At 65.2% G+C, this 8,604-nt stretch carries 10 protein-coding genes; 5 read left to right on the top strand and 5 right to left on the bottom strand.

Features of this window, described 5'->3' with window-relative positions; all coding sequences use genetic code 11:
- Positions 1 to 762 precede the first annotated feature (762 nt).
- The gene (locus EN993_RS26025) at positions 763 to 2,787 is read left to right on the top strand and encodes an acyltransferase family protein (protein ID WP_127265189.1); all 2,025 of its coding nucleotides are present in this window, start codon (positions 763 to 765) and stop codon (positions 2,785 to 2,787) included.
- A 162-nt stretch (positions 2,788 to 2,949) separates the two neighbouring features.
- The gene (locus EN993_RS26020; RefSeq protein WP_109660461.1) at positions 2,950 to 3,249 is read left to right on the top strand and encodes a hypothetical protein; all 300 of its coding nucleotides are present in this window, start codon (positions 2,950 to 2,952) and stop codon (positions 3,247 to 3,249) included.
- A gap of 56 nt (positions 3,250 to 3,305) precedes the next feature.
- On the opposite strand, the gene EN993_RS26015 is transcribed toward EN993_RS26020, so the two are convergent.
- The 3 genes from EN993_RS26015 to EN993_RS26005 all read right to left on the bottom strand — a co-directional run bounded on the left by EN993_RS26015 (position 3,306) and on the right by EN993_RS26005 (position 5,052).
- A complete protein-coding gene (locus tag EN993_RS26015; protein WP_127265188.1) occupies positions 3,306 to 3,902 on the bottom strand; it encodes a DUF6456 domain-containing protein in 597 nt (198 codons plus the stop codon).
- Positions 3,903 to 4,124: 222 nt separating this feature from the next.
- Positions 4,125 to 4,436, bottom strand: a complete 312-nt coding sequence (locus tag EN993_RS26010) for a hypothetical protein (protein WP_126069873.1) — start codon at positions 4,434 to 4,436, stop codon at positions 4,125 to 4,127.
- Positions 4,357 to 5,052: a DUF1376 domain-containing protein gene (locus tag EN993_RS26005; RefSeq protein WP_127265186.1), complete on the bottom strand. Its 696-nt coding sequence runs from the start codon at positions 5,050 to 5,052 to the stop codon at positions 4,357 to 4,359. Before EN993_RS26005 ends, EN993_RS26010 begins: the two co-directional genes overlap by 80 nt.
- Positions 5,053 to 5,147: 95 nt before the next feature.
- Here EN993_RS26005 and EN993_RS26000 point away from each other — a divergent pair, with 95 nt between their 5' ends.
- Complete coding sequence (locus tag EN993_RS26000; RefSeq protein ID WP_127265185.1) at positions 5,148 to 5,429, top strand: DUF982 domain-containing protein; 282 nt, start codon at positions 5,148 to 5,150, stop codon at positions 5,427 to 5,429.
- A gap of 108 nt (positions 5,430 to 5,537) precedes the next feature.
- Complete coding sequence (locus EN993_RS25995; RefSeq protein ID WP_164548892.1) at positions 5,538 to 5,846, top strand: DUF982 domain-containing protein; 309 nt, start codon at positions 5,538 to 5,540, stop codon at positions 5,844 to 5,846.
- Between the two features lie 223 nt (positions 5,847 to 6,069).
- Here EN993_RS25995 and EN993_RS25990 read toward each other — a convergent pair whose 3' ends face one another.
- Positions 6,070 to 6,747: a GcrA family cell cycle regulator gene (locus EN993_RS25990; RefSeq protein WP_127265184.1), complete on the bottom strand. Its 678-nt coding sequence runs from the start codon at positions 6,745 to 6,747 to the stop codon at positions 6,070 to 6,072.
- A 596-nt stretch (positions 6,748 to 7,343) separates the two neighbouring features.
- Here EN993_RS25990 and EN993_RS25980 point away from each other — a divergent pair.
- Entirely contained in the window at positions 7,344 to 8,039 is a 696-nt protein-coding gene (locus tag EN993_RS25980) for a helix-turn-helix transcriptional regulator (protein WP_164548893.1), read from the top strand.
- Positions 8,040 to 8,060: 21 nt separating this feature from the next.
- Here the strand turns inward: EN993_RS25980 and EN993_RS25975 are convergent, their stop codons facing one another.
- Complete coding sequence (locus EN993_RS25975) at positions 8,061 to 8,363, bottom strand: hypothetical protein (RefSeq protein ID WP_126069877.1); 303 nt, start codon at positions 8,361 to 8,363, stop codon at positions 8,061 to 8,063.
- Between the last annotated feature and the right edge of the window lie 241 nt (positions 8,364 to 8,604).

The following is an 8,604-nucleotide window of genomic DNA, read 5'->3' as shown; positions in this document are numbered from 1 at the left end:
ACGCCGGACGACCAGACCGCGATGATGAAGGCCTGCGAGGACGAGTCGAAGGACGCCACTGCGGCCAACAGCCATCCGGAATTCTGCAGCAGCGTGAAAGCGAACGGCGGCAGCAAGTAGCAATCCACTGAACCGACGAGAAAAACAGCCCCTTTGCGGGGCTGTTTTGCGTCCGGGCTTCGAAACGGGCAAGCCCGCAGCCTGTCGGCTTCAAACCCTGATCGTCGAGCGGGACCTGTCAGTCCGTCACTGAGACCGCGCTCGCCACGACATTTGAGAGCTTCTGGCGCTTTACCAGCACAGGCTTTTCGTAGGTCTTTTTCACGGGATATCCTCTGCTCCCAAGCGAGCGCTTTAAAGGGCGCCCGTGGCACGATGTTGTCAAGCCAAAGCTAAAAACACCGGGATGGCACACAGAAAGCAGCCAAAGATCGAAGGGGGTTTGTTATCTCCCGGAACTGGGTGGACCCGCTGTCACGGTGGACAGCTTCCCGCGCTTGTCGAGCGTCGGCTTCTCATAAATCTTCTTCATCGATGTCCCCATGGCCCGAATGACAACGCCAAGAGGCATCAGCCGTGCCCGCCCTGTCAAGCTGCGGCCAAGAACGTTTTGGTGAGCGTCGCCAGACCTGGACCGTCTCCCACTCCCTGCATCGTCGTCCCATTCTGGTCATGTTGCACTGCGATAGATTTGTTGCGTTGCGATATCAGCCTGCCCCGCCGACACTGGCGACGGGTTCGGGCTTACACGAAGGAGTCTCCGTGGCAGCATCGTTCCGGCCGGACATACAAGGATTGCGCGCGCTCGCCGTCGGCGGCGTCGTCGCCTATCATTTCGGCCTCACCGCGCTCCCCGGCGGCTTTGCCGGCGTCGACATCTTCTTCGTCATCTCCGGTTGGCTGATCACAACCCACCTCATGCAGGAGATCACTGAGACCGGCCGGCTCGACCTCTGGCGCTTCTATGCCAGGCGCGCCCGGCGGCTTTTGCCGGCAGCCTTGTTCGTCATCCTGGTCACGCTGGCCGCCGGCTACTTCATCCTGGCGCCGCAGGAGCAGGCGCTCTATTCGCGTGGCGCCATGTTCGCTTCCGCCTACGCCATCAATCTGTGGCTGCTGCGCTGGTCGTTCGACTATTTCGCCGCCGACGCCACCAGTAATCCCTTCATCCACTTCTGGTCGCTGTCCGTGGAGGAGCAGTTCTATCTGGCCTGGCCGGCGCTGCTTCTGCTGGCCGCCTGGCTGCGGCCGGGCCGACGCACGGTCGTGGCCGTGATCGGCGTGGCCGGCCTCGCCTCCTTCGCCGCCTGCCTCTGGCTGACCACTGTCGCGCCGGCCTGGGCCTTCTATTTCTCGCCGCTGCGCGCCTGGGAGTTCGCCGCCGGCGGCCTGGCGACACTGGTGCCGGCAGCTTTCCAGCAACACCGCGCCTGGCTGCGGCCCGCCCTTGGCTGGCTCGGCCTGGCGCTGATCGCGGCGGCCTATCTCTGCTTGAGCGAAGACCTGCCCTTCCCCGGCTGGTACGCGCTGCTGCCGGTGGCCGGCACGGTGCTGGTGCTGTTGAGCGGTGCCGGCGCGGAGCAGACCAATGGGCGGACCGGCAGGCCAGCCCTTGGCCCGGCCGCCGCCCTGTCCCAGCCGCCTTTGCAATGGATCGGCACGCTCTCCTATTCGCTCTATCTCTGGCACTGGCCGGTCATCGTCTATGCCGGGATGCTGGCGCCGGATCTCTCCGTCCCGCAGCGCCTTGGCTGCGGTGTGCTGGCGCTGGCGCTGTCGGTGCTCACCTATCATCTGATCGAGAACCCGGCGCGGCGCGGCGCCTGGCTGACGGCGGGCGCCCGCGCCTTTCCCAGCGCAATTGCGGGCGCAAAACCGCTTCCCACTTTTCCTGCAATTGCTCTGATTCCAGCGCTGGCGCTGACCGGTGCCGGCGTGGCGGTCGCCTATGCCAATGCGCATCTGGCCCAGCGCAACATCGGCTCCGAGCAGCGCGGCATCGAGCAGGCAGCCGAAAAACCTTCCATCGCGCGTGCCGTCGACAAGAGCTGCCTGCTCGACTTCCACACGGTGACGCCAAAACCCTGCGTGTTCGGCGCCGCGGATGCCGCCCATACCGTCGTGCTGTTCGGCGATTCGCATGCCGACCACTGGTCGACGCCGCTGATCGAAGCGGCCAAGCGCAACGACACCAAGGTGGTCACCTACCTCAAATCATCATGCCGCGCCTCGCGGCTCTCCACCTTCAACACGGTGCTGAAGCGCGACTACACCGAATGCGACGCCTGGCGCGAGCAAGCGATAGCAGACATCATCCGCGCCAAGCCGCGCCTAGTGGTGATCTCGGAATTCTCCATCGGCAACCTGACGCGCGATATGCCCACCGCCGGCCGCAGAGCCGAGACCGCGCGCTGGCAGGCCGGCCTGCGCTCGACCTTGCAGGCCTTCAGTCGGGCCGGTGTCGAGACGGCCGTGATTCGCGACACACCGATCAACGACAGCTTCGCCGACTCCTGCGTGGCGCGCGCGCTGTGGTGGCGCGAGGCACCCTCGCCGCACTGCGACACACCAAGGGCGAACGCCGCCAACGACAGCACCGCCGCCGCCGAGCGCGCGGTCGTGGCAAGCGTGCCCGACACGCGCTATGTCGACCTCACCAACCACTTCTGTGGCCCCACCGCCTGCCACGTCGTCATCGGCGGCAAGCTAGCTTTCCGCGACAGGCACCATCTGGCGACGGCGTTTGCGGAGACGCTGGAAGGGCCGTTGGAGCGGGCGCTGTTTTAGGGGTGAGAAGCGGCGCAGCAGACTTGTCGCACCACGCCAGCCACCCCATTGCGCGGCCCAGGACTCTCGCGCGCCGGTATCCGCATCCTTTGTCTTACGAATCTGTGGAACGAGGCCGCATCTTAGGGGTTATATTAGGTCAACCTTGAAAAGGAGGTAGCTATGAAGAAGCTCCTGCTTGTTTCGGTTATCGCCATTGCTTCGGCGGCGGCGATGATCGCCCCCGCGGATGCCCGCAGTCATGTCTTTATCGGCATCGGCGGCTATAACGACTACTACGGTAACGACTATTACGATGGTTATGGGGATTATGGCGGCCGCTACGTCTATAGCCCCTACGACGCCTACGACAACGGCTACAGGCCGCGTTATTTCCACCGGCACCACCGTTGCCACGTGGAACTGGTCACGCACTGGCGCTACCACCACAGGATCACTGAGGAAATCCGCGTCTGCCGATAAGCTGATCGTATGAAATCATGATCCGGCCGGCATCGCCGGTCGGATCATTGCGCCCCTCACCGCCGCCCCATCATCATCCCATAATGCACCGCCAGCAGATCCAGCCCGACCTTCAGCAGCTTCGTCACCACATCGCGACCCTCTCCGGTCTGTTCCGCCACGCCCTTGATCGAGCCTTCCGCGCAGCAGACTTGTCGCACCACGGCAGCCACTTCCCAATGGCCTAGCGCCTTGGTGGCGGCGGCGTGCGCGCGGCCGGCGTCCAGCACGCTGTCGGCGATGCCGCCGCCGTGGCGGCCGCCGTCGATGCGCTCGGTCCAGCGCATCGGCTTGACATCAGCCTGCTGGCTGCAGCGGAAATCCCCGCGGTAGCGCAGGCCGGCCTCGCGCTGCTGGCGCGACAGCGAGGTGATGCCGATGAGCGGGTCGATAGTGCGCACCCGCACGATGCCGCCTGTGGATGTGAAGCCGTCATTAGACACTTCGTAGACGCGGCTTGCCTCAGAAGTGCCGGCGGCCAGCCGCTTGCGGCCGAAGGCGTCGTCCCTGAGCGCGAAATCATGGCCGACCTCGCGCCGGATACGTACCTGCTCGGCCTCGCCCTTGGGCAGTTTCGGCGCCTGTGGTTTGGCGGATTTGGTTTTCCTGGGCATGGATGGCTCCTGGTTGGGGTGTTGGGTCGGGCGTTGGCTGATAACTGGCCGTGTAACTCCCCCTCACCCGGCCTCCGCTTCGCTCGGCCACCGTCTCCCCGAGGGGAGAGGAGACTTGCAGCGCCGGCGCCTTCCTCTTCTCCCCCACGGGGGTCCGAAGGACGGGCGAGGCAGGTGACTCGCCCCAGCAAAAGTGGCCGCGAAGCGGCCGGACGAGGGGGTCTAGCTCCTCTTGATGGCAGCAGGCCCCAGCGTGCCCGCCGCCCGTCGCGCCAGCAGCTCTCGTATCGCGCGGCGTTCGCGCAGTTCGATGCAGAGTTGCGCGCTGGAGGGGCAGAACTGGGCGTTGCCGGTTTTCACCTCGCCGCGCATGAAGCGCTGGATGGCGCTCTGCACGTCGGTCAGCTCGGCATCCTGCACGGCGCTGAGATAGCCGCGCATCTGCATGTCGACGTCAGTCAGCGCGGATTGCGGGAAGCATGAGAACATCGCGGCCAACGCCTTGGTCGCCTGCTGCAATTCGGCTGCAGTCATGTCTGCGTATCTCCTCAATGATGGCGTTGGCGGCGTCGGTGTGGGTTTTCGGCTGATGCCAGCCGGGCTTTCTTCCCGAAAAAACGGGAGCCGTTTTGTTTTTGCCTGCCGGGGAGAAATCCGCAGGCTTCGCATTGCCCAGCGAAAAATGCTGCGCATTTTCGGAGGACAAACGCTTCGCGTTGTCCGGGGAAAAAGCGGCAGCTTTTTCCATCTGGTTTCTGGAGTCTGGGAGATGCCGCGGCAATCCACCGGCATTTGCCGCTGCATGCGTCTTTGTTTTCAAGGCGGTGGCGGCGCCACCGCGTGCCCCGGCGGCGGCCCTCGCTTGGCTTTTGACCTGGGCTTTGCGCAGCTCTTTCGTCAGCCGCTTGTGGCCGATCTCGCCGCCCGCGCGCTCGAAGAAGGTCAACAGGTCGGGACTCAGCGCACGCCACTTTTTCAGCGACAGGCGCGCCACCCGCGCCAACCTGGCGTCGTCGTCGGGCAAGCTGCCGCCGGCGTTCCACATCGCCATCAACAACAGCATGTAGGCGCCGATCTGCTCGGTGGAGAGCTGCAGCGTGTCGCCGACGAAATCGGAGACGTAGAGCTGCATGAAGGGCCGTTCGCTCATGGCAGCACACGCGAGAGCTTGCCCGCATCAGGGCTAATGGAACCAGCGCGAATTTTCGACGTTATGCGGCGTCCACGGACACGGGAGAGATGCCGATGACAGCCTTCATGCCGGTTACCCTGCGCTTTTGCGACAACACAACCATGCTGGTCAGCTCGGTGGCCGAGGCCGCCAGGGCGCTGAGCCAGCAATGGCCCGACAAGACAGCACCTGGCTATGTCGAGGCGGCCCGGCTGGTCGCGCTCGCCGTCGACGGCACCTGCTGCCAGCGCATCGCCTTCGAGGCTCTCACCAAGGCGGCCAGGCAACAGAACATAGTTGTGGCGAAGCCGAAAAGCCGCGCCCATGACTGGCTGGATGCCGTGGCCGGTTGGTGACAGGCGCGCGCCGGCCGAAAAATTGATGCAACCGCCCGCCGGCGCGGCGCGTTTATGAAAGCGGTAGGTAGAGCCGCGCGCAAAGCGAAGGTGAACGCCGTGGGTACGATGAAGACCGGAGTGCCGCTCAAGGTGCGGATGGACGAGCAGATTGAAGAGATCGACAGCGTCAGCGAAGCTGCCGACTTCCTGCAACGCTGGCCGCTCGAGCGGCGCGGCCATGTCTACCGCAGCGCCCTCAACGCCTGCAGCGCGGCAATCGCCGCGCAGATTTCCGAAGCCGATGCCATGAAAGTATTCACCGGCTTTGCCCGGGTGGCCGACATATTGGTCGACGAAGGCAGCCCGGCCATGACGATGGACGCAAGGAGCGTGCAGAGCCGCACGCCCAAGCAGGGCCGGCAGGCGCCGAAATAGGGTTTTGGAGGTTTTGTTTTTGGCTTGATTCATCTCAGATCCTCCACCCCTGGTAGTGACGGCGAGGCAGCCCCCTCACCCAGCCTCCCCTTCGCTCGGCTGACCTCTCCCCGAGGGGAGAGGAGACTTGCAGCGCCGGCGCCTCCCTCTTCTCCCCCACGGGGAGAAGGTGGCCGCGAAGCGGCCGGATGAGGGGGCTGGCGGCAGCAATGGGAGAGCAGCCTCACCCCGCCACAAAAACGCGGCGCTGGAAGCGTGCCTGATGGTAGGGGCAATAGCTTTTCAGCGCCCTGGTGCGCATGCCGCAGCACAGCATGTCGGCGCCCGGCCGGCTGCCTGGAGCGTCGTTCTCGGGGTCTTCTTCCAGCGTCAGGTCCAGCGGCGCGCGGCAGCGCCCAAACAGACAATCGATGAAGCGCATCGCTACGCCATGCGGCTGGCGGCCGACGGGCGTGCGCGGCGACACCGGGACTTTGAACCGATAGGCCTCGCCGTCGGCGATCAGCACGCCCACTTCACGCACGAACAGGCGCGGCGGCAGCCAGGCCGGCGAAGGGTCGCGCTTGGTGGCCGCCTTGCGCATGCCGGTGACAGCGAGCACGGCGTCGATCCTGCCGGCGGCCGGCCTAGCGCTCACCTTACCCTGCGCCGGCACGCCGTTCGCCCGCTTGCTCACCCTGCGCTTGCGTGCAGCCCGCTTGGCCCCGGCCGGCAACCCCTTGCCATTGGCAAAGCCGATCGCGCCCAGCATGGCGTTGCGGTGCACGATGCCGATGATGGCGTTGCGCGACACCGCATTGCCGCGCAGCGCGCTGAATGCGGCGGCGATCCTGGAGGCGGAAAGCCCGTCCTTCAGCCAGCGGGCGATCTCCTGCAATTCGGGGTCGGTATAGCTTGCCATGTCCAGGCTCCATCCAAAGTTCTGCCTTCGGCCGCGCGCCGTCAGGCAGCGTCAGGTTTGGCCCGCCGGGCCGCAGTCAGGGTGTGTGGTTCGAGGGCCGGCTGACGCCGGCTCAGCCGGACCGGCTTTACAGCCCGGCGGTTTGGGCGAGGCGCGAAAGCCGCGCCTCTGCCGTCTTTCTGTCGGGGGCGGAAACCGCCCTGCCCGTCGGCCTGTCGAACAGGATGACGGTGCCGTCTTCGGTACGGATGCACGACCTGTCGGGCAGACCGGCGCCACGCTGATCGAATTGGGGGCCGGAGCCGCTGGGAGCGGCGGCTCCGGCCGTTCCGGTCGCCGGGGATGGGCGGACCGGACCCGCGGCTGGTGCATTGAAGCACTGAGCCTCGGGCTTCACCTCGGCCGGGGAGGAGGACGGCCGGGGCGGAAGGGAATGGGCAGCGGTGACGACCGCCGGATGCGCCTCGCGTGAGGCCGGCGCTCTTGCGCCTTCAAAGCTGGACAGGTTTTGCATGATCAGATATAAGCATAACTCAAAAATAGATGCAAGCCATTCTTTCATGGACGAGAGCCGCTTTCATCGCTCACATGGCGCCATGGCAAAAACGGAACTGTCGATCAAGGTCGGAGCGGCGATCCGCAAGGCGCGCAAGCAGCGCGGCCTGGTCATGCGCCACATCGCCGAGCACAACGACACCGATGTCGCCGCCGTCGGCAACTGGGAAACCGGCCGCAATCTGCCCAAGACCGAGAACCTCTTGAAGACCGCCGCCTTCCTGCGCGTCGATCCGGTGGCGCTGGGCCAAGGGCAGGTCGTCTTCCTCGACGATGCCGGCCCGGTCGCCGACGCCGAGATCGTCACCGATGCCGGTCCGCTACCCGCCGGGTCGATGGATATCGAAGTGCTGGGCGCGGCCGTCGGCGGCGATGATGGCGATTTCACCTTCAACGGCGAGCCGGCAGGCTATGTCCAGCGCCCACCGGGCGTGCGCAACCTGCCGAAGGTCTTTGCGCTGCACGTGCTCTCGGATTCCATGGTGCCGCGCTACGAGCCCGGCGACCTGATCTATTGCGGCGGCCGCGACGCCGTGCCCGGCGACCATGTGGTGATCGAGACCTTTCCGGAAGAAAATGAGCGCAACGGCAAGGCCTTCATCAAGAAGCTGGTCAAGCGCACCGCCGCCGAGCTGGTCGTCGAGCAATACAATCCACCCAAGACCCTGACCTTCAACCGCTACGCGATCAAACACGTCTGGCGGGTGATTCCGCTGAAGGAATTGCTGGGGTATTAGCGCCCTTTCTCCTTCTCCCCCTCAAGCCCGCCGCGACCCCTCGAGCGGCACCTCGCGCTTACTCAGCATCTGCGCTTCGCTGCGCACGCGCTGGCGCTCGTCTATGAACGCCGCCTGGATCGTGACAGTCGCCCCCGGCAGCCCCTCGGCGCGGCAGGCCGAGCAGACGATGCGGCCCGACAAGGCGGCCAGCGGCGTGTTGCCTGTCACCCCGAACCGCTTCAGCTGATCGGGCCGCCACCAACGGTTGCGGCCGCAATCGGCGCACTCGACCGAGATCGAGGCGACGTGCGCGATCACTGGTTCCCTGCCCGGCAATGCCATCGCCCCTCCTCGCCTTTTGTTCCTGATTTGTTCGCATATTCCTGCGTTTTGCGCCGGGAGTCGAGTCGCAGTTTCCAAACAGTCCCAAAAGTTTTTCTTCTACCAATGTTTGAGTTATGCTTATATCAACTCGCAAGTGTGAGTCGGGGACTCAAACCCACCGCCACATCAAGCCCGGGAGTGACGATGGACGCCGCCGATTTCGCCCGCGCCTGCGGTTACACCGGCGACAGCCCTGCCC

Source organism: Mesorhizobium sp. M7D.F.Ca.US.004.01.2.1, from assembly GCF_003997785.1.
Classification (GTDB): Bacteria; Pseudomonadota; Alphaproteobacteria; order Rhizobiales; family Rhizobiaceae; genus Mesorhizobium; species Mesorhizobium loti.
The sequence above is the reverse complement of the archived record's forward strand: the minus strand, read 5'-3'. Positions and strand labels throughout refer to the sequence as shown.